This window comes from Williamsia sp. Leaf354 (genome assembly GCF_001424365.1).
Classification (GTDB): Bacteria; Actinomycetota; Actinomycetes; order Mycobacteriales; family Mycobacteriaceae; genus Williamsia_A.
Map to the genome: position 1 here is coordinate 499,383 of NZ_LMPL01000003.1, position 21,045 is coordinate 520,427.

General features: G+C 69.6%; 21 protein-coding genes. 8 read left to right on the plus strand and 13 right to left on the minus strand.

What is annotated here, in order from left to right; all coding sequences use genetic code 11:
• Position 1 precedes the first annotated feature (1 nt).
• The 4 genes from ASG12_RS13860 to dapE all read right to left on the minus strand — a co-directional run bounded on the left by ASG12_RS13860 (position 2) and on the right by dapE (position 4,289).
• A complete protein-coding gene (locus ASG12_RS13860) occupies positions 2–1,741 on the minus strand; it encodes a long-chain-acyl-CoA synthetase (protein ID WP_235456849.1) in 1,740 nt (579 codons plus the stop codon).
• A gap of 83 nt (positions 1,742–1,824) precedes the next feature.
• On the minus strand, positions 1,825–2,361 hold the full coding sequence (locus ASG12_RS13865) for a TIGR00730 family Rossman fold protein (RefSeq protein WP_055790465.1): 537 nt from the start codon (positions 2,359–2,361) through the stop codon (positions 1,825–1,827).
• On the minus strand, positions 2,358–3,071 hold the full coding sequence (locus tag ASG12_RS13870) for a TIGR00730 family Rossman fold protein (RefSeq protein WP_082502021.1): 714 nt from the start codon (positions 3,069–3,071) through the stop codon (positions 2,358–2,360). Before ASG12_RS13870 ends, ASG12_RS13865 begins: the two co-directional genes overlap by 4 nt.
• 108 nt (positions 3,072–3,179) lie before the next feature.
• Positions 3,180–4,289 carry a succinyl-diaminopimelate desuccinylase gene (gene dapE / locus ASG12_RS13875; protein WP_055790468.1) on the minus strand — a complete coding sequence of 370 codons (1,110 nt, stop codon included), beginning with the start codon at positions 4,287–4,289 and terminating at the stop codon, positions 3,180–3,182.
• Between dapE and ASG12_RS13880 the strand changes: the two genes are divergently transcribed.
• Together ASG12_RS13880 and ASG12_RS13885 are read left to right on the plus strand one after the other, a co-directional pair.
• Positions 4,288–5,046, plus strand: a complete 759-nt coding sequence (locus ASG12_RS13880; protein ID WP_235456852.1) for an SDR family NAD(P)-dependent oxidoreductase — start codon at positions 4,288–4,290, stop codon at positions 5,044–5,046. The two genes, dapE and ASG12_RS13880, sit on opposite strands and share 2 nt — an antisense overlap.
• A 69-nt stretch (positions 5,047–5,115) precedes the next feature.
• Complete coding sequence (locus ASG12_RS13885; RefSeq protein ID WP_055790473.1) at positions 5,116–5,514, plus strand: VOC family protein; 399 nt, start codon at positions 5,116–5,118, stop codon at positions 5,512–5,514.
• Here the strand turns inward: ASG12_RS13885 and ASG12_RS13890 are convergent.
• Positions 5,448–6,215: a helix-turn-helix domain-containing protein gene (locus tag ASG12_RS13890; RefSeq protein ID WP_055790476.1), complete on the minus strand. Its 768-nt coding sequence runs from the start codon at positions 6,213–6,215 to the stop codon at positions 5,448–5,450. The two genes, ASG12_RS13885 and ASG12_RS13890, sit on opposite strands and share 67 nt — an antisense overlap.
• 31 nt (positions 6,216–6,246) lie before the next feature.
• On the opposite strand from ASG12_RS13890, the gene dapD reads away from it, so the two are divergent.
• Positions 6,247–7,203, plus strand: coding sequence for a 2,3,4,5-tetrahydropyridine-2,6-dicarboxylate N-succinyltransferase (dapD, locus tag ASG12_RS13895; RefSeq protein ID WP_082501980.1), 957 nt, complete (start codon positions 6,247–6,249; stop codon positions 7,201–7,203).
• A gap of 88 nt (positions 7,204–7,291) precedes the next feature.
• On the opposite strand, the gene dapC is transcribed toward dapD, so the two are convergent.
• Both dapC and fdxA read right to left on the minus strand, forming a co-directional pair.
• Positions 7,292–8,410, minus strand: coding sequence for a succinyldiaminopimelate transaminase (gene dapC, locus ASG12_RS13900; RefSeq protein WP_055790478.1), 1,119 nt, complete (start codon positions 8,408–8,410; stop codon positions 7,292–7,294).
• Entirely contained in the window at positions 8,407–8,733 is a 327-nt protein-coding gene (gene fdxA / locus ASG12_RS13905; protein WP_045823463.1) for a ferredoxin, read from the minus strand. The genes dapC and fdxA overlap by 4 nt, the downstream gene beginning before the upstream one ends.
• Before the next feature lie 190 nt (positions 8,734–8,923).
• Between fdxA and ASG12_RS13910 the strand changes: the two genes are divergently transcribed.
• The 4 genes from ASG12_RS13910 (at position 8,924) to ASG12_RS13925 (ending at position 11,962) form a co-directional block, all read left to right on the plus strand.
• Positions 8,924–10,147: a NupC/NupG family nucleoside CNT transporter gene (locus ASG12_RS13910; protein WP_055790481.1), complete on the plus strand. Its 1,224-nt coding sequence runs from the start codon at positions 8,924–8,926 to the stop codon at positions 10,145–10,147.
• A gap of 181 nt (positions 10,148–10,328) precedes the next feature.
• Complete coding sequence (locus tag ASG12_RS13915; protein WP_082501981.1) at positions 10,329–10,901, plus strand: cysteine dioxygenase; 573 nt, start codon at positions 10,329–10,331, stop codon at positions 10,899–10,901.
• Positions 10,902–10,943: 42 nt separating this feature from the next.
• The gene (locus tag ASG12_RS13920) at positions 10,944–11,306 is read left to right on the plus strand and encodes a rhodanese-like domain-containing protein (RefSeq protein ID WP_045823466.1); all 363 of its coding nucleotides are present in this window, start codon (positions 10,944–10,946) and stop codon (positions 11,304–11,306) included.
• The gene (locus tag ASG12_RS13925; protein ID WP_055790483.1) at positions 11,303–11,962 is read left to right on the plus strand and encodes a hypothetical protein; all 660 of its coding nucleotides are present in this window, start codon (positions 11,303–11,305) and stop codon (positions 11,960–11,962) included. Before ASG12_RS13920 ends, ASG12_RS13925 begins: the two co-directional genes overlap by 4 nt.
• An 85-nt stretch (positions 11,963–12,047) precedes the next feature.
• On the opposite strand, the gene ASG12_RS13930 is transcribed toward ASG12_RS13925, so the two are convergent.
• Genes ASG12_RS13930 through typA form a run of 6 tightly spaced genes read right to left on the minus strand, consistent with a single transcriptional unit; the run spans position 12,048 to position 20,641 of the window.
• Positions 12,048–12,845 carry a hypothetical protein gene (locus ASG12_RS13930; RefSeq protein WP_055790486.1) on the minus strand — a complete coding sequence of 266 codons (798 nt, stop codon included), beginning with the start codon at positions 12,843–12,845 and terminating at the stop codon, positions 12,048–12,050.
• Between the two features lie 16 nt (positions 12,846–12,861).
• Positions 12,862–15,483, minus strand: coding sequence for a bifunctional FO biosynthesis protein CofGH (locus tag ASG12_RS13935; RefSeq protein WP_055790489.1), 2,622 nt, complete (start codon positions 15,481–15,483; stop codon positions 12,862–12,864).
• Between the two features lie 31 nt (positions 15,484–15,514).
• On the minus strand, positions 15,515–15,874 hold the full coding sequence (locus ASG12_RS13940; RefSeq protein WP_055791005.1) for a hypothetical protein: 360 nt from the start codon (positions 15,872–15,874) through the stop codon (positions 15,515–15,517).
• Between the two features lie 5 nt (positions 15,875–15,879).
• The gene (gene mshB / locus ASG12_RS13945; protein ID WP_055790491.1) at positions 15,880–16,779 is read right to left on the minus strand and encodes an N-acetyl-1-D-myo-inositol-2-amino-2-deoxy-alpha-D-glucopyranoside deacetylase; all 900 of its coding nucleotides are present in this window, start codon (positions 16,777–16,779) and stop codon (positions 15,880–15,882) included.
• The gene (locus ASG12_RS13950) at positions 16,776–18,698 is read right to left on the minus strand and encodes an ABC transporter family substrate-binding protein (RefSeq protein ID WP_055791008.1); all 1,923 of its coding nucleotides are present in this window, start codon (positions 18,696–18,698) and stop codon (positions 16,776–16,778) included. The genes mshB and ASG12_RS13950 overlap by 4 nt, the downstream gene beginning before the upstream one ends.
• Positions 18,699–18,730: 32 nt before the next feature.
• The gene (gene typA, locus ASG12_RS13955; RefSeq protein ID WP_045823470.1) at positions 18,731–20,641 is read right to left on the minus strand and encodes a translational GTPase TypA; all 1,911 of its coding nucleotides are present in this window, start codon (positions 20,639–20,641) and stop codon (positions 18,731–18,733) included.
• Positions 20,642–20,791: 150 nt separating this feature from the next.
• On the opposite strand from typA, the gene ASG12_RS13960 reads away from it, so the two are divergent.
• Positions 20,792–20,971 carry a hypothetical protein gene (locus ASG12_RS13960; protein WP_055790494.1) on the plus strand — a complete coding sequence of 60 codons (180 nt, stop codon included), beginning with the start codon at positions 20,792–20,794 and terminating at the stop codon, positions 20,969–20,971.
• The last annotated feature ends 74 nt before the right edge of the window (positions 20,972–21,045 follow it).

A 21,045-nucleotide genomic window follows, 5' to 3' on the forward strand; every position in this document is an offset into this window, starting at 1 on the left:
TCTAGTTGCGCGGGGCTTTGGCGCCCGACACGTCGTCGACGTATCCGTCGTAGTACTCGACGTAGCCGTCGGACTTTCCGGCGAGGACGTACAGCGGGTCCTCTCCGACCTCGGAGTAGCCCTGATCGCGCAGCTCCACCTTCATGGTCTTGAACGTCGAGGTCTGCTCGAGCTGCTCGACCACGCGCACGAACAGCGGCAGCGCGTACGAGGGCAGGGCGTCGTAGAGGTGCTTGGCCAGCTGCGACCCGTCGAGCTTGTCGCCGTTCTTCAGCGTGACCGCCGCCATGCCGGCCTTGCCGTCGGTGTCGGGGATCTCGACACCGAACACCACCGACTGCCCGATCTGTCCGTCGGCGTCGAGCGCGCCCTCGACCTCGGTGGTCGCGACGTTCTCGCCCTTCCACCGGAAGGTGTCGCCGAGGCGGTCGACGAAGGCCACATGCGAGAAGCCCTGATCGCGCACCAGGTCGCCGGTGTTGAACCACCGGTCACCCTCGGCGAAGGCGTCCTTGACGATCTTCTTCTCGGTCGCCTTCGGGTCGGTGTAGCCGTCGAAGGGGATGCGGTCGTTGATCTCGGAGATCAGCAGACCCGGCTCACCCTTGGCGGCCTCCATCGCGCGGCCGGCGTCGTTGCGCAGCGGCTCACCGGTCTCGCCGTCGTACTGCACGATCTTGTACGGCAGCGGGCAGAAGCCGACGGTGCGCTTGACGTTGAAGATGTTGATGAACGCGAGGTTCGACTCGCTCGCCGCGTAGAACTCGACGATCCGGTCGATGCCGAAACGCTCGGCGAAGGTGTCCCAGATCTCCGCGCGCATGCCGTTGCCGACCGCGACGCGCACCGAGTGGGCCCGGTCGGTGTCCTTCTCGGGCTGCGCCAGCAGGTAGCGGCACAGCTCACCGATGTAGCAGAAGGCGGTGGCGCGGTTGAGGATGATGTCGTCCCAGAACTTCGACGCCGAGAACTGCTTGCCGATCGCGAGACAGGCACCCGCGCCGAGCACCGACGACAGCGACACCGTCAACGCGTTGTTGTGATACAGCGGCAGACAGGCGTACATCGTGTCGTCGTGACGTAGACGGACACCCATGCCGCCGATGCCCGACAGTCCGGTCAGCCAGCGGAAATGCGACATCACGCTGGCCTTGGGCATGCCCGTCGTGCCGGAGGTGAAGATGTAGAACGCCTTGGTCGACGCGGGCAGCGTCTCGGTGATCGAGGGGTTCTCCTGCGAGAGGTCCGCCGACTTCGCGTCGAGGTCGTCGAAGGAGAGCACGTTCTTCGGGACGGCCTTCTCGGGCACCGAGTCGAGCGCCTCGCGGGCGTCGGGATCGACGACGATCACGTCGGCCTCGAGCACCCCGAGGCTGTGTTCGAGCACGGCGCCGCGCTGGTTGTAGTTCAGCATCCCGGCGACGGCGCCGAGCTTCACGATCGCGAGCATGGCGAGCACGGTGTCGGGCTTGTTCTTGGCGAGCACCCCCACCACGTCTCCGGCGACGACGCCGGAGTCGGCGAGCAGTGCCGAGTAGCGGTTGACCCGGCGGTTGCACTCGCCGTAGGTGAAGGACTTGCCCTCGAAACGCAGGAACGGGCGATCGGGATGGGCCCCGGCCTTCTTCTGGAACAGGCTGCCGATCGTCATCGTGCTGGTCGGCTTGCGCAGCGCCAGGCCCGGCGCGTTGCGCAACATGACCGTCGCGTCGGAGGCCAGCCCGACGACCCCCTTGGCCATGTCCTTCAATCCGACGCGCGAACGAGACTCAGTGCTCACTAGTGCAGCTCCCCAGGGCAAAGGCGATTGGTGTCGAGGTGAGGTTACCGGCTGGTACACCATTCGATGGCGCGGGTCACAGAATCGGTGACCTGCAGGCGTTCGAGGGCGTGCGCGGAGACGAATCCGTCGCCCTGCAGCGCGGTCAGCCACGACATCAGCGGGGCGTAGAAACCGAAGGGGTCGAGCACCACCACGGGCTTGGCGTGCATACCGAGGTAGCCGCCGGTCCAGGTCTCGAACAGCTCCTCCAACGTCCCGATGCCGCCGGGCAGCGTCACGAACGCGTCGGCCCGTTCGTCCATCAGCTGCTTGCGCTGTCGCATGGTGTCGGTGACCACGAGTTCGTCGGCGTCGGTGTCGGCGACCTCGCGGTCGACCAGGGCGCGGGGGATGATCCCGACGGTCCGGCCCCCCGCCTCGCGGGTTCCGCGCGCGACCGCACCCATCATCGACACGTTGCCGCCGCCGGAGACCAGGGTGTGTCCCCCCGCACCGATCGCGGCACCCACCTCCGACGCCAGGGCGAGGTACTTCTCGTCGACCGGTCCCGATGCGCAGTACACACAGATGGCGGTCATCGGTTCGACGCCTCCATCTGCGTGCCCGCACGGGTGATGATGTCGACGGTCTCGGCGACGCTGTCGGTGACGTGCAGCAGCGCGACGTCGCTCTGCGACACCGTGCCCGCGGGGACGAGCGTGCCGGTGATCCAGTCGAGCAGTCCCTGCCAGTAGTCGGCGCCGAGCAGCACGATCGGGAAGCGGGTCACCTTCTTCGTCTGGACGAGGGTGAGTGCCTCGAACAGTTCGTCCATCGTCCCGAACCCGCCGGGCAGACACACGAACGCCTGCGCGTATTTCACGAACATCGTCTTGCGGGCGAAGAAATAGCGGAAGTTCACCCCGAGGTCGACCCACTCGTTGAGCGACTGTTCGAACGGCAGCTCGATACCGAGACCGATCGACCGGCCACCGGCCTGCGCCGCACCACGATTGGCCGCCTCCATCGCCCCGGGACCGCCGCCGGTAATCACCGCGTAGCCCGCGGCAGCGAGCGCCCCACCGAGCTCGACCCCGAGCGCGTACTCCGGCGAGTCGGGGGTGGTGCGCGCCGACCCGAACACCGTCACCGCGGCGGCGACGTCGGACATCGCGTCGAACCCGGCGACGAACTCGGACTGGATGCGCAGGACCCGCCACGGGTCGTGTTCGAGCCGATTCGCGCGACGCGCCCCGTCGGGATCGGAGTCGCCGGTGTCGAGCAACCGGCGGTCGGTCGTCGACTCCATCGACTCGGGATCGAGACGTCTGCGGGTCGCGCCGGAGTAGCAGAGCGGCTGGTCGTGATCGTCGGCTGGCACGCCGCCGACGGTATCCGACACCGGCGTGGAACGAGATCAGGCGGGCGTGCGCAGGTGACGCCGCAGGATGTCGGTCACCTCGGTGATCTGCGCGGTCGGCACGCGTTCGTCGCGGCGGTGCGCGAGGTTCGGGTCCCCCGGACCGAGATTGACCGCGGGGATGCCCAACGCCGCGAACCGGGCGACGTCGGTCCAGCCGTACTTGGCGCGAACACGACCACCGGCCGCCGCCACGAGCGCCTGCGCGGCGGGGTGCGACAGGCCGGGCAGGGCGCCGGGTGAGGAGTCGGTGAGCTCGAGACCGATTCGGCCGGAGGACAACTCGGCCGCGAACACCTCACGGACGTGGCCGAGGGCGGCGTCGACGGTGCGGTCGGGGGCGAAGCGGAAGTTGACGTCGACCGACGCGAGGTCGGGTACCACGTTGCCGGCCACACCGCCGTCGATGCGCACCGCCGAGAGCCCCTCCCGGTACTCGCATCCGTCGATGTCGACGCGCCGGGGCGCATATGCCGACAACGTCGCCAGCACACCCGACAGCGCGTGGATCGCGTTGTCGCCCATCCACGATCGCGCCGAGTGGGCGCGCGTCCCGGTGGCGGTGAGGCGCACCCGAAGTGTCCCCTGACAGCCTGCCTCGATCTGGCCCGCCGTCGGTTCGCCGAGGATCGCGACGTCACCGTGGAGCCAGTCCGGGAGTTCGCGTTCGATGAACCCGAGCCCGTTGTGGACCGCGGCGATCTCCTCGCAGTCGTAGAAGATCAACGTCAGGTCATGTGCGACATCGGTCATCGTCGCGGCGAGATGCAGGAACACCGCGTCGCCGGACTTCATGTCGACCGTGCCGCAGCCGTGCAGCACGTCGCCCTCGACGTCGTCGACGGTGCGGCGACTTGGGACGTTGTCGGCGATCGGGACGGTGTCGAGGTGGCCGGCGAGGATCACCCGCGACGGCAGTCCGCGATGGGTCCGGGCCAGCACACGGTCGCCGTGCCGGAGGATCTCGAAGTCGGTGGTCTGCGCGCGCAGTGCGTGTTCGACGGCGTCGGCGAGAGCGGCCTCGTGGTGCGATTCGCTCGCGATGTCGACCAGCGCCGCGGTCAGGTCGATCGGATCGGCGGTCAGATCCAGCGCGGCGGTACCCATGACCGTCGAGGATACGACGAGCGGTCGCCGCCTCGCCGGTGCGGCGGCGCCGCCGGGAATAGTCGCCGTCGATCCACCCGTTGCACCGGGCATGACGACTCTCGCGATCATCGGTGCAGGAGCAGGACTCGGAGCGGCAGTGGCACGCAGGTTCGGTGCCGAGGGGTTCTCGGTGGGGCTCATCTCGCGCAACCAGTCGCGGGTCGACGCGCTCGCCGACACCCTCGCGAAAGACGGTGTGTCGGCACGGGGTTTCGCCGCCGACGTGCGTGATCCGGCGTCGATCGCGTCGGCACTGGAACAGGTGACCGAGACGCTCGGGCCGATCGAGGTGCTCCAGTACAGCCCGCTGCCGCAGAAGGACTTCATGCGACCGGTGCTCGAGACGACCCCGGCCGACATGGTGGGGCCGGTCGAGTTCTCGATCTACGGACCGATCGCGGCGGTGCACCAGGTGCTGCCCGGCATGCGGTTCCTCGGCGAGAACACGGGCACCATCCTGTTCGTCAACGGCGGATCGGCGGTCAAGCCCGGTCGCACCGTCACCGGCACGTCCATCGCGTTCGCCGGACAGGCCGCCTACGCCCAACTGCTCCACGAGGAGTTGAAACCGGAGGGTATCCACGTGTCGCAGTTGATCATCGGGGGCGCGATCTCCGCCGATGACCCGCGCAAGAGCCCCGAGGCACTCGCCGATCACCTGTGGGACCTGCACACCGGTCGCGACCGCTTCCGTCTGCAGATCAGCGAGGACTGAGCACGCACGCGTCGATGACGTCCGAAATGTTCATGACCGCGGGGTGCGGGCGGTCCTAACGTTCGTGCCATGACCACCTCCGCACACGTCATCGGCCTCTCCGTCGTCGTCTCCGACATGGCCCGGGCCCTCGCCTTCTACCGCGCCGTCGGCATCGATGTCCCCGACGACCAGGACGACGCCCCGCACGCCGAGGTCGTCCTCGCCGGCGGCTTCCGGTTGATGTTCGACACGGCCGAGGTGATCACCTCGTTCGATTCGGGCTGGACACCGCCCGCGGGCGGTCATCGGGCTGCGCTCGCCGTCGACTGCTCGGACCCCGCGTCGGTGGATGCTCTCTACGCCTCGCTGGTCGACGACGGGCACCGGGGGCACCTCGCGCCGTTCGACGCGGTGTGGGGTCAGCGGTATGCGGTGGTGCTCGATCCGGACGGCAACCCGGTCGATCTCTGCGCGACACTCGCGTGACGCGGGGTCGGGCCGGTGACGTCGGACGGCGTCGACCCGACCATCGCCCGGAACTCCCGGAACATGTGGGAGTAGTCGGAATATCCGTGGCGGTGCGCGGTGTCGGTGAGCGAGAAACCCTCACGCAGTGAGCGACTCGCGTCCTCGACACGCAGGATGCGGTGCAGCGTCTTGGGTCCGTAGCCGAAGGCGTCGTCGCATCGGCGGCGCAGTTGACGGGCGCTGAGTCCGAGCCGATCGGCGACGTCGTCGAAGCGGTCGCCGGCCCGGATCGCGGCAACCGTCGGACCGATCCAGTCGGGCACGCCGTCGCGGCGACGCAGTGCCTCGGCGGCGAGCGACTCCAGCATTGCGCCGGGCGTCGTCGAACCCGCGACCGACTCCTCCCACCGCGATGCGTCCGCACCGAGGACGTCGGTCAGCGTCGGCTGGCGATCCCGCAATTCGACCGCGGGCAGCCCCGTCACCGTCGGCGCGACACCGGGCGCGAGCCGGATGGCCGTCAACGTCACCGGTGCGGTCGTCTCGTGCCGCCGCGCGACGGTGTCGGGGCCCGCGACCAGTACACGCGAGCCGTCCCAGATCAGGTCGATGCAGCCGTCGGGTCGCACGATCGACGGGCCCGGTTCGCACCAGCGTTTCCACACGGTCGCGGGCAGCGCCGTGGAGCGTCGCTCGCGGTAGCCGGTGGCGTGATCCACCACCCCAGTATCGCCGGTAGGGTGTGCTCCCGTGAGTGAAGCGACATCAGCAGCCGGAACCGGGATCGCCACCATCACCGACAGCGGTCAGGTGCTCGACACCTGGTTCCCCGCTCCGGAACTGGGCGCAGGGGGCGGGTCGGGGACCGTGCAGCACAGCGGTGACGACATCCCCGCCGACCTGCGTTCCCTCGTCGGCAGCGACGAGGCCCGCGGCGTGCGGACCGTCGCGGTGACGACCACGATCGCCGATCTGTCGCAGGCCCCGACCGACGCGCACGATGTCTACCTGCGTCTGCACCTGCTGTCGCATCGGCTCGTCGCACCCCACGGCCTCAACCTCGACGGCCAGTTCGGGCTGCTCGCCAACGTCGTGTGGACCAACCACGGCCCGTGTGCGGTCGAGGGTTTCGAGCTGACCCGCGCGCGGTTGCGCGCCCGAGGCCCGGTCGCGGTGAACAGCATCGACAAGTTCCCGCGCATGGTCGACTACGTGGTGCCGTCGGGTGTGCGGATCGGCGACGCCGACCGCGTCCGTCTCGGTGCGCACCTCGCGAACGGCACCACGGTGATGCACGAGGGATTCGTGAACTTCAACGCCGGCACACTCGGCAACTCGATGGTCGAGGGCCGTATCTCGGCCGGCGTCGTCGTCGGTGACGGCTCCGACGTCGGTGGTGGCGCGTCGATCATGGGCACGCTGTCCGGTGGTGGCACACAGGTGATCTCGCTCGGCGAGCGTTGTCTGCTGGGCGCCAACTCGGGCTGCGGGATCTCCCTCGGCGACGATTGTGTCATCGAGGCGGGGCTCTACGTCACCGCGGGCACCAAGGTCACCGGGCCGGATGGCACCGCGGTCAAGGCACGCGATCTTTCGGGCACGAACAACCTGCTGTTCCGTCGCAACAGCGTCAGCGGCGCCGTCGAGGTCGTGCCCTGGAAGGGCGACGGCATCGCCCTCAACGCCGCCCTGCACGCGAACGACTGACCCGAGCCCGGGAGCATCACCGATCCGATGCGATTGTTCTCGCTGAGCGGGCACAATCGCATGGGATCGCGTGGTGGATCCTGCCGCGTCAGTCGACGGTGAGACGTGCCGCGGCAGCGGCGATGCGCTCGTCGGTCGCGGTGAGCGCCAGGCGCACGTGCTTCACACCGGCGGGGCCGTAGAACTCCCCCGGCGCGGCGAGGATGCCGCGCTCGGCCAGCCACGCGACGGTGTCGCGGCAGGGTTCGTCGCGGGTGGCCCACAGGTACAGACCGGCCTCGGAGTGGTCGATCCGGAAACCGGCGTGGCGCACGGCGGTCGACAGCACGACGCGACGGTTGAGGTAGCGCTCGCGTTGCACGGCGACGTGGTCGTCGTCGCTGAGTGCCGCCAGCATCGCGGTCTGCACGGGGTACGGGACGATCAGTCCCGCGTGCTTGCGCACCGCGAGCAGCTCGGCGACGAGCGCGGGGTCGCCGGCGAAGAACCCGGCCCGGTAGCCGGCGAGGTTGGAGATCTTCGACAACGAGTGCACGGCGAGCAGGCCGGTGGTGTCGCCGTCGGAGACGCGCGGATCGAGGATCGACACCGCCTCGGCGTCCCACGCGAGACCGAGATAGCACTCGTCGGAGATGACGATCGCGCCCCGTTCGCGGGCCCAGGCGACGACCTTGCGCAGGTGATCGACACCGAGAACCGCTCCGGTGGGGTTCGACGGCGAGTTGATGAAGACCGCACCGGGATTCGTCGGACCGAGGGCGAACAGCGAATCCGAGCGCACCGGACGGGCACCGGCGAGCAGGACCCCGACCTCGTAGGTCGGATAGGCGACCTCGGGGATCACGATGTCGTCGCCGGGGCCGAAGCCGAGGAGCGACACGACCGAGGCGATGGCCTCCTTGGTCCCGATGAGCGGCAGGATCGACGACGCGTCGACGTCGGCGATGCCGTACCGGCGGATCAGTGCGGCGGCCGCGGCGGCGCGCAGCGCGGTCGTACCCGAGGTGGTCGGGTACCCGGGGAACCCGGCGCCGTCGTCGAGACCGCGACGGATGACGTCGGCGATCTCGTCGACAGGTGTCCCGACCGACAGGTCGACGATGCCGTCGGGATGCGCTGCCGCGGTGTCCTTGGCCTCGGTGAGGGTGTCCCACGGGAAGTCGGGCAGCGTCGCCGCCACCGACCGCCGCGCGGTCTTGTCGGTCACTCTTCGGTGTTCATGGGTGGCAGACCCTTGATGAACGACGGATCGTTCGAGGTCTTGCCGACCTTGCTGGCGCCGCCCGGCGACCCCAGATCGTCGAAGAAATCGACGTTGGCCTTGACGTACGGCTCCCACTCGTCGGGGACGTCGTCCTCGTAGAAGATGGCCTCCACCGGGCAGACCGGTTCGCAGGCACCGCAGTCGACGCACTCGTCGGGCTGGATGTAGAGCATCCGGTCACCCTCGTAGATGCAATCCACCGGGCACTCCTCGACGCAGGCCCGATCCAGCAGGTCCACACACGGCTCGGCGATGATGTACGTCAACTCGGTCACTCCTTCACTCACGTGGTGCTCTCCGCACTCGCGTCGCGGCACCCGCCGCACGACACCTGAGCTCCAGTATCCCGCCTGACGGGCCCACGGTCACATCCGGGGCGACGGACCGGAGGGCAGCGCCGACACGATGCCCACGAGTTACTGAGCCCAACTAACCGCAAACGGTCAGAATGACCCCATGCACTACGTGATCGGGGTCGTCGGACTCCTCGTGTTCGGACTGCTCGCATGGCTGCCGAGCACGGACCGCTCCCAGGTGAAGCGCAAGCTCCGGCCCATCGCGGTCATGCTCCTCATCGAGGTCGCGTTGAGCCTGGCGCTGCTGAAGACCGGTGTCGGCACCGACGTCATCCGCGGGATCGAGAGCGGCTTCGACCACCTGCTGGGGTACGCCGCCGAGGGCACGACGTTCGTGTTCGGCGACCTCACCGATGTCGACAAGAACCCCTCCACGTCACCGCCGTTCCTGCTCAGCGTGCTGATGCCGATCGTGTTCATCTCGGCGCTGATCGGGATCCTGCAATACACGAAGATCCTGCCGTTGGTGGTCACCGTCATCGGCACCGCGCTGTCGAAGGTGAACGGCATGGGAAAGCTGGAGTCGTTCAACGCGGTCGCCTCGGCCCTGCTCGGCCAGTCCGAGGTGTTCATCTCGGTCAAGAAACTGCTGCCGGTGCTCCCGGCGCACCGGATGTACACCCTCGCCGCGTCGGCGATGTCGACGGTGTCCGCGTCGATCCTGGGCGCCTACCTCCAGCTCATCGACGCGCGGTTCGTCATCACCGCGATCGTGCTGAACCTCTTCGGCGCGTTCATCGTGGTGTCGTTGATCAACCCCTACGATCCCGCCCCCGACTCCGATGTCGACGCGCTGGTCGCCGGCGGTGGACGCGACACGCGGCCCCGGCAGTCGTTCTTCGAGATGCTCGGCGAGTACATCCTCGACGGGTTCAAGGTCGCGTTCACCGTCGGCGCGATGCTGATCGGGTTCATCGCGCTGATCGCGATGCTCAACGGCATCTTCTCGGGCCTGTTCGGCGGCACCACGTTCCAGGACGTCCTCGGCTACGCGTTCTCACCATTGGCCTGGCTGACCGGGATCCCGTGGGACGAGTCGGTGGCGGCGGGGAAGTTCATGGCCACCAAGCTCGTGGCCAACGAGGTCGTGGCGATGCTGCAGCTCACCTCCGGCGACGACGACCTCTCGGCGCGGACGATCGCGATCGTGTCCACGTTCCTGGTGTCGTTCGCGAACTTCTCCTCGATCGGCATCATCGCCGGCGCGGTGCGCAGTCTCGACGAGAAGCAGGGCATCAACGTCGCCCGGTTCGGGCTGCGCCTGCTCTACGGGGCGACGCTGGTCAGTTTCATCAGCGCCACCATCGTCGGCCTCGTCTTCTGAGTTGTCCGGTTCTTCTGAGCGGTCCGGTCGCATCGAGTCCGCCTTCGAATCAGCGGGCCTGTAACCCTCCCCCGGTGGGCGGATCGGCGGGATGGTGCATGGGTGCTTCATCACCCCACCTCCCGACGCTGTCGCGGCTGAGAACACCTCGCCCCCGACCCGCGACCTGAGGAGAACCCCGATGACCACGACCATCTCCCCCTTCACCGCCTCCCCCCTCACCGCCCGCACGCTCCCGCGCCGGCCGGTCCCGACGAGGGTGCTGCCGACGCGACTGTGCCCGGCCGACCTGCTGCGACTGACCGACCAGACTGCCGCCGACATCCTCGACGGCAAACACGACACCGCGCTCCCGGACCAGTGGGACGACGTCGCGCGCTGGTCGACACGGCTGCACTCCGACGACGACGTCGACATCTGGCTGATCAGCTGGACCGAGGGCGCCTCCACCGAACTCCACGACCACGCCGGTTCACTCGGCGCGCTGACGGTGCTGTCGGGGTCGTTGACCGAGTCCCGCTGGACCGGACGCGGTCTGCGCGACCGCGTGCTCGACGCGGGCGATCAGGCCTCGTTCCCCCTGGGCTGGGTGCATGATGTGATGCGCACACCGGGCACCGCACCGTCGTCCGACCCGACCTTGAGCGTGCACGCGTACTCGCCGCCGCTGAGCGCGATGAGCTACTACGAGGTCACCTCGGAACAGTCGCTGCGCCGGGTGCGCACCGAACTGACCGACGTGCCCGAGAAATGAGTGCTCACCCACGATGAGACGACACAGGACAGGTGTCACCCCGTGACGACGATCGACGACGTGCTCGCCGCGGCCCGCTCCCGCATCGACCGTCTGCCCGCCGAGCGGGTCGCCGACGAACTCGCCGCGGGCGCGATCCTCGTCGACATCCGACCCGCCGCGCAGCGCGCGGTCGAGGGCGAGTCCCCCGACGCGATCCTCATCGAGCGCAACGTGCTCGAGTGGCGCTGCGACCCGGCCAGCGACGCGCGCATCGACGCCGCGGTGGACCACGACGTGCGCTGGATCATCCTGTGCCAGCAGGGCTACACCTCGAGTCTCGCCGCGGCTGCCCTGCAGGAACTCGGCCTGCACCGTGCCACCGACGTCATCGGCGGTCACGAGGCGCTCGCCGCCCTGCGATGACGCCCACGGCGCCGCAATCGCTCGCGCAGGCGGCGTCGTCATCGTCGGCCGACCTCCTCGCGCTCCACCGCGATCTGCCCGCACCGACGATCGACGAGATCGTCGGCGAACACCCGAGCGCGTTCCCCCACGACACCGACGCCGCCGCACGGGACTTCTTCGCGCGGCAGGGTCGTGGGCTCTGGCTCGGCAAGGCCTACGGCGCCCCGTGTCACGACGGCGTCGACGGCATCGGCGAGGGGTACAACCTCTGGCGACGCGGGGACACCGTGGTGCGCGAGGAACGCTTCTCCTGGCGGATCGAGCCGTCGGGGTTCGACGGCCGCGATGCCCTGGTGATGCGGTACCGGGCGTTCGGATCCGTCTCGGGCGCACTCGATCTCGTCGACGAGGTACGCACCCTCGTCCCGGGGTCGTTGTTCCTCGGGATCTATCACACGCGGATCGCGCTACCGGGCTTCACCGGTCCGCAGCGCGGCCCCCGCAGCGGGCCCGCGGTCTTCCTCCTGGGCCCCGCCACCGAGCCCACCCGAGGCGTCGACAAAGCGTCGGCGGAGACCGGACACCGGTCGCTCGCCCACGTCGCACTGGGCGCGCTCACCGCGCCGCCGCGCACCCGACCGTGGGTGGCACGGGCGGCGCGACGCCTCGTCTGAGTCCCGGCGTCGGCGACGGCCGCGTGAGAACGCGAGAGCGGCGCCGACGGGCCTCGTCGGTCAGGTTGTCGCCGAGGCGACCGGATCAGACACGCACGGGGGCACGGAGGCTGGCCACCGCGGCCTCGGTCGCGCGTCGCAACGCCGACTGCTCCCCTACGTAGTCCGCGACCGCGCCGACGACGGGCAGCGCACTCAGCAGACGCCACGGTTGTTTCGGCGACGGGCGGTGCGAGAGGACGTCGGTGATCGAACGCAGCAGGCCCACCACCGAACCGACCGACCTCACCAGTCCCATCGGGGTCAGGTCACGGTGCGGATCGGCGTCGCCCTGCACCGCCTTCTCGACACGGGCCACGCCGCGGGCGTCGGCATCGGTCGGCGTGTGCGACAACACGACCCGCGAGTCGATGATCCGGTCGCACAACACCGCGATGAGCTGGTCGGTCTGATCGAAGCGGTCGTGCACGCCGTGCACCCGCTGGACCGCGCAGATGATGAAAGCCTGGTGGGCGAAGCCGAGCAGATCCTGGACGGGCAGACGGTCGGCGAGCACGCCGAACACACCGGGATAGGCGACCAGTGCGGTGCTCAGGCGTCCCACCCGGCCGACCCACCACTCGGTGCGTTGTTCGACGCTCCACTTCTCCCACGTCCGCGTCCCCGGGACACCCGACGAGTCGGTGAACCACTGCAGGGCGCGTGTCGCCGTGCCCAGCAGCGAATCGTCTCCCGGTCGCGGGTCGAACGTCATCCGCTTGATGCCGAAGGCATCCCAGTGCTCCACCGCGTCGAGTACCGGGTTGATCACGCCGGTCGCCGTGTAGAGCACCCGCGCGATGTCGTGATCGGAGATCGACGGGTGCGGCGAGAGGGGGGCCATGGGTCTCCTTGCGAGGTCAGGCCGCGGATTCGCGGCGCGCGTGCACGGTGGTCCGTTCGCGGGCGGGGCGCCCGATGTCGGTGGCGATCTTCCGCAGTTCGGCGACGGTCTTCTCCGACCCGTGCTGCGAACCGGCCATGCGCGAGATCGTCTCCTCCATCAGCGTGCCGCCCAGATCGTTCGCTCCGCCCTGCAACATCACCTGGGTGCCGGCGGTGCCGAGCTTGACCCAACTGGTCTGGATGTTGTGGATCCGACCGTGCAGCATCACCCGCGCGAGCGCGTGCACCGCACGGTTGTCGCGGTGCGTGGGGCCCGGCCGGGATGCGCCCGCGAGGTACAGCGGCGAGCTCTGGTGGACGAACGGCAGCGGCACGAACTCGGTGAAACCGCCTGTGCGGTCCTGGATCCCGCGGAGAATGTTGAGGTGGCCCACCCAGTGCTTCGGGGCGTCGACATGGCCGTACATCATCGTCGAACTCGAGCGCAGACCCACCTCGTGGGCGGTGGTCACCACCTCGATCCACTCCGCGGTGGGCAGTTTGCCCTTGGTGAGGACCCAGCGGACCTCGTCGTCGAGGATCTCCGCGGCGGTGCCGGGGATGGTGTCGAGGCCGGCCTCACGCAGCGCGATCAGCCACTCCCGGATGCTCTGGCCACCCCGCGAGGCGCCGTTGACGATCTCCATCGGCGAGAAGGCGTGCACGTGCATCGACGGCACGCGGGCCTTCACCGCGCGCACCAGGTCGGCGTACCCGGTGACGGGCAGCTCGGGGTCGATACCGCCCTGCATGCAGACCTCGGTCGCCCCGGCCACATGCGCCTCCCAGGCACGGTCGGCGACCTCCTCGGCCGCCAACGTGTAGGCGTCGGCGTCACCCTTGCGCTGGGCGAACGCACAGAACCGGCAACCGGTGTAACAGATGTTGGTGAAGTTGATGTTGCGGTTCACGACGTAGGTCACGTCGTCGCCGTTGACCTCCTTGCGCAGCGAGTCGGCCAGTGCCACAAGCGCTTCGAGGCCGTCACCGTCGGCGGTGGCGAGCGCCAGGTAGTCCGCGTCGCTGCACGCGGCCGGGTCGGACTCGGCGTGGCGCAGCGCCGTGAGGACCTCGGAGTCGAGGCGGGCGGGTGCACCGGCGGCGTCGGCCGACAGCGCGAGCACCTGCTCGCGCACGGTGTCCCAGTCTCCGAAGGCGCTTCCGAGATCGCTGCGGGTCTCGGTGTTGCGACCGTCGGTGTCGATGGCGGTGTGCAGATCGACCCGTCCACTCGACTGCCAGTCCTCGTCGGGTTCCTGCCACGGTCGGCCCACGGGGATCACGTCGGCGGCGAGGCCGGTCACCGGGTCGGCCAGCGCCTGCACGTGTCCGGTGATGCGCGGATCGATCCACGGCTGTCCCGCCAGCACATACTGCGGTTGCGCCGCAACACGTTCGGTGAGGCGATAACCGGCGGCCGCGGTGATCTCGGCGAGCGCGTCGAGGTTGGGCCACGGTCGTTCGGGGTTCACGTGGTCGGGGGTCAACGGCGACACGCCGCCCCAGTCGTCGACCCCGGCACCGATCAGCGCCGCGCACTCGGCGGCGGAGACGAGGTTCGGCGGGGCCTGGATGCGCATCGACGGACCGAGCAGGACACGGGCGACGGCCACCGCGGCGACGAACTCGTCGATGTCGGCATCGGGTACCGACCGCATGGCGGTGTCGGACTTGGCCCGGAAGTTCTGGACGATCACCTCCTGGATGTGACCGAAGGCCTTGTGGGTCGACCGGATCTCGAGGATGGACTCGGCCCGCTCGAGGCGCGTCTCACCGATGCCGACGAGGATCCCGGTGGTGAACGGCACCGACAGACGCCCGGCGTCGACGAGCACCCGCTTACGGACCTCGGGATCCTTGTCGGGGCTGCCGTAATGGCACTCACCCTTGTCGGTGAACAGCCGCCGCGAGGTGGTCTCGAGCATCATGCCCATCGACGGGGCGACGGGCTTGAGCCGTGAGATCTCCTGCCAGCTCATCACGCCGGGATTGAGGTGGGGCAGCAGACCGGTCTCCTCGAGAACGCGGATCGACGCCGCGCGCACGTAGTCGAGCGTCGAGTCGTAACCACGCTCGTCGAGCCACTGCGCGGCCTCCGGCCAGCGGTCCTCGGGACGGTCACCGAGGGTGAACAACGCCTCCTTGCAACCGAGTTCGGCGCCGCGGCGCGCGATGTCGAGCACCTCGTCCATCTCGAGAAACGGGCCGTGCCCGTCGCGCGCGAGCTTGCCGGGCACGGTGACGAAGGTGCAGTAGTGGCAGCGGTCGCGACAGAGTCGGGTGAGCGGGATGAACACCTTGCGCGAGTAGGTGACCTGGCGTTCGCGCCCGGCGGCCACCAGACCGGCGTCGCGCACGCGGGCCGCCGAGGCACACAGATCGGCGAGATCCTCGCCACGAGCCGCGAGGAGCACCGCGGCCTCGTCGGCGTTGACCGTCGCACCGTCGCGCACCCGACGCAGGGCGCGGCGCATGGCCGAGGCGGTCGGCGCGGGTTCGGCGGGTGTCACCGCGGTCGCGATGGCGTCGGGGAAGCTCGGAGCGGGCAGAGCGGTGGACTCTTGGTGTTCGGAAGTCACCTGACGATCATGCGCCATTCGCCGTCGACGGAGGCGGTCGAGGCCACCATCACCCGCGCCCCACGGGCAGGCGACCACTCCACGACAGCACGACGGGGACCCCGACACCCACCGCCACCAGCAACAACGTGCGCCAGTCGCCGAACAACAGCGCGTCGCCGCCGGGGCCGCCGAGCAGCCCGATCGCCACGGCCAGGAGCCATCCGGCCAGCGGCAGGTAGCGCAGCGATCCACCGTCGAGGCCCGACGCCAGCCAGATCAGCAGGCCGTTGACCGCACCGCCGATCACCGCGGTGACCGGCATCGGCACCGAGCCGACGTAGGAGTTGACGAACGCCAGCGACAGCAGGCCGACGACGAACCCGTCCACCGCGAGCGCGCCGAGCAGCAGTCGGTCCCGGGTGTCCACGGAGTTCACGCCTCTCGAGTCGACGGCCCGAACAGGTCGTTCTCGCGTCCGCCCGGCTCGGTCGGTTCGAGGTCGCCGTCCACGAGGATCAGGTGCTCCTCGGCGAAGATCGGCTGCAGGATGTCGTTCGACAGGGCGTATTCGGTGCGCGACGGCGACACCGTGACCTGGGTGGCGTGTGCGGCCAGGGCGTCGACCTTGCGGTCGAGGACCGTGCTCACGTCGATGGCGGTGGTGATCTCGTCGTCGCGGTAGCGGGGCAGTTCGCCGTGCAGCGGCATCCGCCAGCCGTCGGGGACGCGGTCGACGGCGGCATCGAGACCCTGTGCGAGGGCCGACGCCTCGGTCACCGACCAGTAGTGCTTGGCGACCGACCATCCGCGCTCGCGGGCCTCGGTGATCGCGGCGCCACAGATCCGGTGGACCGTGAGGTGATCGGGATGGCCGTAGGTCCCCGCGGGGTCGTAACCGACGACCACCTGCGGCCGTCGCGCCACGATGACGTCGGCCAGCGCCGAGACAGGTTCGGCGATGGGGGCACCGACGAAGGCCCGCGGGTGTGACGCCGAGGGCGCCCCGGCCATGCCGGAGTCGCGCCAGCGGCCGGCGCCACCGAGGAACAGCGGTGTGAGGGGTTCGGCACCGGACGGGCTCAGTGCGGCGAGCGCGCGGGTGAGTTCGGCGATGCGGTAGCCGCCGAGCTGATCGGCGCCGCCGTCGGCGGCGAGCATCGCCCACTGCTCGCCGATGACCTCACCCTCCTCACCGAGCGTGCAGGTCACCACGGTGACCTCGGCACCCTCGTCGAGGTACCGGGCGATGATCCCGCCGGTCATGATCGACTCGTCGTCGGGGTGGGCGTGCACCACCAGCAGGCGCTGTCCGGTGCGATCGAGGGTGCTCATTGGTCCGCGAGCCGCCAGCCGCCGGTGGCACTGAAGATGGCCGTCCCGACCGGGCCCTGCAGCGGCACATCGCGCACGCCGGGTCCGATCGCGGTCAGCATCGAGTCCTGGTAGACGGGCAGATAGACGTGCTGCTCGGCGATCACCGCAGCGGCGGTCCGCAGGTCGGCGATCGGGTCGACCGATCCCATCGCCCGGGCGGCGAGACCGACCAGGGTCGGGTCGCACAGCCCCGACACGTTGCTGGGGAAACGCACCTGGTCGCTGTCGCTGCCTCCGGCGCCCTGATCCGGGGTCGAGGTCCCGGTGGTGGTCGGCACCGACGACGGCGTCGCGCCGCCCGACGCCGGGGCGCCGCTCGAGGCGGTGCCCGACGCGAGTGCGGCATCGGTCTGGTCGCATTCTACGGACGAGGCCAATCGCGTCGCGGGTGTCACCGACGCGGTGCGCCAGCCGACGACGAGATCCACGTCGCCACCGGTGAGGGCCGGGCCGTAGAGCTCCGCCGACGTCAGCGCACGCACCTCGGTGGCGATGCCGGCCGCCCGGAGCTGGTCGGCGACGCTGTCGGCCGCGGCGCGGGTGCGCACGTCGCCGGCGACCACGCCGACGCGGACCGACAGCGTCGACCCGCCGCGCTGCACGGGCACGACCCCGCTGGGCAGGGACGGTCCCGAGGCTGCGTCGGTCGTCGAGGGTGTCGTGGTGGTGGTCGGGGTCGCTGTGGTGGGGGTGGCCGTTCCCGTCGGGGTGCCGCTGCCGGCGGGGGTCGTCGAGACCGCGGACGGCACGGGGAAGTACCCCGCCGACGACAGCAGCGACGAGATCGCCTCGGGAGACGGACGCGCGGAGTCGACGGGTACATAGCCCGGATCGGTGGGTACGAGGACCGCGCCCGCGAAGGGGGTCACGGTGGACTCCCCTGCACTGGCGTCGGTCAGCACCTGCGGGTCGATGATCCCCAGCACGGCCTGACGGACGGCCGGCGCCGACATCGATGGGGTCCGCGTGTTCACGGTGACACCCAGCGAACGACCGACCGGGGTACGCCCGGTGGCGACACCGGGGATCGCGGACAGGGTGCCCGCGAGCGCGGGTCCGCCGGCGAGCGCGACGACGCGGGTGTCGGTCGAGCGGATCGACTCGGCGAGCTGGCTCGCGGTGCCGACGCGGTGCAGGACGATCTGATCGACCACCGCCGGTGTCCGCCAGAAGCGGTCGTTGCGCTGGAGACGGACCTCGTCGCGGCTGGTGTCGATCACGGTGATCGAGTAGCGCCCCGCCGACACCGGGAGACCGACGTCCATCCCGGTCTGGAACCCCTGGGGCACTCCCCGCAACACGTGCGACGGCAGCATCGCCGAGAACAGTTCACGCCACGCCGGATACGGGGTGCGGAAACGCACCACCGCCTCCTTGCCGCCGGCGCGCGAGGCGACGTCGTCGATCAGTCGGTACCCGGCGGGCGCGATGGTGCCGGGCTGCCGCGACATCTGTTGCCACAGGTAGGAGAAGTCGTCGGCGGTGACCGGGAGGCCGTCGGACCACTGCGCGTCCTGCGCGATCCGGTAGGTCACGGTGAACGGTGACTGCGAGGTGACCTCGGCGCTGTTGAGGACGGCGGTGTCGAGCGCCCACGACACCCCGCCGGGTCCGGCTGTCGGGGTGAAGGCGCTGGGCAGGGTCATCGCCGCCACCGCCGCGGTGACCGGACTCTGATCGGCCGACAGGTGCGGGTTGAGGCCCACGCCGATGCTGTCGGTCGCGACCGAGATCGTCTGTCCCTGCGGCACATCGGTGGCCGGGGGCGGGGTCTCGGACTGCTGGACCGGCGGGGGCGGGTCGGCGGTGCAGGCCGCGGTCGAGAGCACCGCGACACAACCGAGCACCACCGCCCACCTGGGCGCGCGTCTGCGCATCGCTGCGACGTCCACCGCCACCGGCCTCGAGATCAGCTGACGCTCTGGTTGCGTGCCTTGGCGCGCGAACGCTCACGGCCGCGGGCGGTCGCGTCGAGTTCCACCTTGCGGACGCGCACGACCTCCGGCGTCACCTCCACGCACTCGTCACCGGCACAGAACTCCATGGCCGCCTCGAGATCGAGCTGCATGGGCTTGGCGAGCGTCTCCATCACGTCGGCCGAGGACTGACGCATGTTGGTCAGCTTCTTCTCGCGGGTGACGTTGATGTCGAGGTCTTCCTGGCGCGGGTTGATGCCCACCACCATGCCCTCGTAGGCGTCGGCGCCGGGCTCGACGAAGAACGTCCCGCGGTCGGCGAGCTGGATCATCGCGAACGGGGTCACCGAACCGGAGCGGTCGGAGACGAGCGACCCGGTGTGGCGTGCACGGATCTCCCCGGCCCACGGCGCGTAGCCGTCGAAGACGGCGTTGGCGATGCCGGTGCCGCGGGTCTCGGTGAGGAAGTCGGTGCGGAAGCCGATGAGGCCGCGCGAGGGCACCACGAACTCCATGCGGACCCAGCCGCTGCCGTGGTTGGTCATCTCCCCCATGCGTCCCTTGCGTGCCGCGAGGAGCTGCGTGACCGCGCCGAGGTACTCCTCGGGCACGTCGACGGTGAGGTGCTCGAACGGCTCGTGCAGCTTGCCGTCGACCTGGCGGGTGACCACCTGCGGCTTGCCGACGGTCAGCTCGAAGCCCTCGCGACGCATCTGCTCCACGAGGATCGCCAGCGCGAGCTCGCCTCGGCCCTGGACCTCCCAGGCGTCGGGGCGACCGATGTCGAGGACACGCAGCGACACGTTGCCGACCAGCTCCTGGTCGAGGCGCGACTTGACCATGCGCGAGGTCAGCTTGTGGCCCTTGACCCGGCCGACGAGCGGCGAGGTGTTGGTGCCGATGGTGACCGAGATGGCGGGCTCGTCGACGGTGATGCGCGGCAGGGCGACCGGGTTCTCGAGGTCGGCGAGGGTGTCACCGATCATGATCTCGGGCATGCCCGCGACGGCGACGATGTCGCCGGCGACGGCCTTCTCGGCCGGGGTGCGCTCGACGCCGACGGTGGCGAGGAGTTCGGTGATCTTGGACCGCTCGATGACCGGCGCGCCGTCGACCTCACGCATCCACGACACGGTCTGCCCCTTGGTGAGGGTGCCGTTGTGGATGCGCACGAGCGCGAGGCGACCGAGGAAGGCCGAGGCGTCGAGGTTGGTGACATGGGCCTGCAGCGGGGCGTTCACGTCGCCCTTGGGGGCGGGGACGTAGCTCATCAGCACGTCGAAGAACGGGTCGAGGTTCTCGCCCTCGGGCACGTTGCCGTTCTCGGGTGCGACGGTGCTGGCGATGCCCGCGCGGCCCGACGCGTAGAGCACCGGCAGGTCGAGCGCGAGTTCGGCGGCCTCGGCCGCTTCGTCGTCGACGTCGGAGGCGAGGTCGAGCAGCAGGTCGTGGCTCTCCTCGACGACCTCGGCGATGCGGGCGTCGGGGCGGTCGGTCTTGTTGACCAGCAGGATGACGGGCAGCGACGCGGCGAGCGCCTTGCGCAGCACGAACCGGGTCTGCGGCAGGGGGCCCTCGGAGGCGTCGACGAGCAGCACGACACCGTCGACCATGGACAGTCCGCGCTCGACCTCACCACCGAAGTCGGCGTGGCCGGGGGTGTCGATGACGTTGATGATCACCTCGGTGCCGTCGGGCTGGACCCGGTGCACCGCGGTGTTCTTCGCGAGGATGGTGATGCCCTTCTCGCGCTCGAGGTCACCGGAGTCCATCACCCGGTCGACCACTTCCTCACGCTCGGTGAACACGCCGGATTGGCGAAGCATCGCGTCGACCAGGGTGGTCTTGCCGTGGTCGACGTGGGCCACGATCGCGACGTTGCGGAAATTCGGAACAGCAGTCACTGAGATTTCTTTCGGGTGGTGGACTCGAGGGTCACGACATGGCAAAGAAGGCCGGACTGGTGCGCGACCGCGTACCAGGGTATCGGTACCGCGGGTGAGATGACGCTCACGCCCACATCGCAAAGGTAAGCCTCTGCTAACCTGACGCTCGTGTCGAAGAAGATCACGCCGACGACGCTGCACACGGCGAAGTCCAAGAAGAAGTGCTGCCGCAAGTCGATGCGGTGCACCAGCTGCCCCGTCGTGCTGCACCGTCTGCGCAAGATCGACGCCGACGAGTTCACGAACAAGCAGTTCTCGAAAGCCCTGAAGAAGGCGCGCGCTGCCTGACCCGACCGCAGAAGTCCGCCGAGAATCCCGTTCGCTTGGGTAACATCGCCCCGACGTTTACGGGGAGGGTCTCA

What these genes read in the sequence shown, in the direction of transcription:
- ASG12_RS13860 (WP_235456849.1), bottom strand. Translation starts at nt 1,741, where the DNA reads ATGGCCAAGGGGGTCGTCGGGCTGGCCTCCGACGCGACGGTCATGTTG.
- ASG12_RS13865 (WP_055790465.1), bottom strand. Translation starts at nt 2,361, where the DNA reads ATGACCGCCATCTGTGTGTACTGCGCATCGGGACCGGTCGACGAGAAG.
- ASG12_RS13870 (WP_082502021.1), bottom strand. Translation starts at nt 3,071, where the DNA reads ATGGAGTCGACGACCGACCGCCGGTTGCTCGACACCGGCGACTCCGAT.
- ASG12_RS13880 (WP_235456852.1), top strand. Translation starts at nt 4,288, where the DNA reads ATGACCGTCGAGGATACGACGAGCGGTCGCCGCCTCGCCGGTGCGGCG.
- dapE (WP_055790468.1), bottom strand. Translation starts at nt 4,289, where the DNA reads ATGGGTACCGCCGCGCTGGATCTGACCGCCGATCCGATCGACCTGACC.
- ASG12_RS13885 (WP_055790473.1), top strand. Translation starts at nt 5,116, where the DNA reads ATGACCACCTCCGCACACGTCATCGGCCTCTCCGTCGTCGTCTCCGAC.
- ASG12_RS13910 (WP_055790481.1), top strand. Translation starts at nt 8,924, where the DNA reads ATGCACTACGTGATCGGGGTCGTCGGACTCCTCGTGTTCGGACTGCTC.
- ASG12_RS13915 (WP_082501981.1), top strand. Translation starts at nt 10,329, where the DNA reads ATGACCACGACCATCTCCCCCTTCACCGCCTCCCCCCTCACCGCCCGC.
- ASG12_RS13925 (WP_055790483.1), top strand. Translation starts at nt 11,303, where the DNA reads ATGACGCCCACGGCGCCGCAATCGCTCGCGCAGGCGGCGTCGTCATCG.
- ASG12_RS13930 (WP_055790486.1), bottom strand. Translation starts at nt 12,845, where the DNA reads ATGGCCCCCCTCTCGCCGCACCCGTCGATCTCCGATCACGACATCGCG.
- ASG12_RS13935 (WP_055790489.1), bottom strand. Translation starts at nt 15,483, where the DNA reads ATGGCGCATGATCGTCAGGTGACTTCCGAACACCAAGAGTCCACCGCT.
- mshB (WP_055790491.1), bottom strand. Translation starts at nt 16,779, where the DNA reads ATGAGCACCCTCGATCGCACCGGACAGCGCCTGCTGGTGGTGCACGCC.
- ASG12_RS13950 (WP_055791008.1), bottom strand. Translation starts at nt 18,698, where the DNA reads ATGCGCAGACGCGCGCCCAGGTGGGCGGTGGTGCTCGGTTGTGTCGCG.